Here is a 1,251-nt window from a genome sequence, read left to right as displayed (position 1 = left end):
GGTAACAGGTGATAACGTCTAGGCCTCAGTTAGGAGGGGCCTATGACCTGGAAAGAGACCTGTACCATGAGTGAGAGAGAGTCGTTCATCAACGGCTGGCTTAGTGGCTGTTTTAGCGTCACGGAACTGTGCGAACGTTTTGGCGTGTCTCGCAAGACAGGGCACAAGTGGATAAACCGCTTCAAAGCCGAGGGAATGGCAGGACTGGCCGATCAAAGCCGAGCACGACATACGCAGGCGCAGCGAACACCAGAAGCAGTCATTGAGCGTATCGTGGAGCTAAAGCTTCGATATGACCGCTGGGGACCGGTCACAATCCATTCAGCGTTGCATCGAGACAACCCAGATGGACACTGGCCGGCAATCAGTACGATTGGTGAGATTCTAAGCGCGCACAATCTGGTCAAGACGCGCCGCCCTCGTCGCAAGACTCCGCCCCATACTCAACCGCTTGCTCACGCCACAGGCCCTAACGAGGTCTGGAGTGCGGATTTCAAAGGCCACTTTCGCCTGGGTAACGGTCACTGGTGCTATCCACTGACGCTATCGGACAACTGCAGTCGATTGCTGATCAGCTGTAGGGGCATGCCGACACTTGATTTAAAGGCGTCATTCGAAGTTTATAGGCAAGCCTTTCGGAGCTATGGCTTACCCAAAGTCATCCGAACCGACAACGGCTGGCCCTTTGCCATGAACGTGCTCGGAGGTCTGACGCCGCTTGCGATTTGGCTGCTGAAGCTTAATATCTATCCCGAGCGAATTGCTCCGGGCAAGCCGTCTCAAAATGGTCGACATGAACGGATGCACCGCACGTTGAAAGATCACACGGCTAAGCCCCCTAAGGGCGACATGTCCGCTCAACAAAGGGCGTTCAATCACTTTCGGAATGAATACAACGAGGAGAGGCCACACCAAAGCCTGGGTCTAGGAAAGTGCCCAATTGACGTTCATGTACCGTCACCGCGACCGTATCCCGAAAGGATCCCTCAAATACACTACCCTGATGAGTTTGCCGTCAGAAAAGTGAAATACGGCGGCTACATCAAACTTAACGGCCAGCCGATTTACACTACGCGTCAACTAACAGGGGAACACATTGGGCTTGAGCCACTGGACCATGAGCGCTGGCAGTTGTACTTTGGCCGACTCAAGCTTGGCGTCGTAGACGAACGGCTTGGAAGGGTCATCCGGCCCGCATAGGTGTTACCTATGTGGCCGGTTTCCATCGTTACCTATGTGACCGGCTCAACA

At 54.2% G+C, this 1,251-nt stretch carries 1 protein-coding gene; it reads left to right on the top strand.

All coding sequences use genetic code 11. The annotated features are described in order from the left end of the window. The first annotated feature begins 42 nt into the window (after positions 1-42). Positions 43-1,200 carry an integrase core domain-containing protein gene (locus RBH33_RS17700; RefSeq protein ID WP_306733553.1) on the top strand — a complete coding sequence of 386 codons (1,158 nt, stop codon included), beginning with the start codon at positions 43-45 and terminating at the stop codon, positions 1,198-1,200. Positions 1,201-1,251 lie beyond the last annotated feature (51 nt).

This window comes from Marinimicrobium hydrolyticum (assembly GCF_030848505.1).
Lineage (GTDB): Bacteria > Pseudomonadota > Gammaproteobacteria > Pseudomonadales > Cellvibrionaceae > JAVDDU01.
This window is presented reverse-complemented; position numbering and strand designations above follow the sequence as displayed.

Excerpts from the sequence above, each read along its gene's own strand:
- RBH33_RS17700 (WP_306733553.1), top strand. The coding sequence starts at position 43 with ATGACCTGGAAAGAGACCTGTACCATGAGTGAGAGAGAGTCGTTCATC.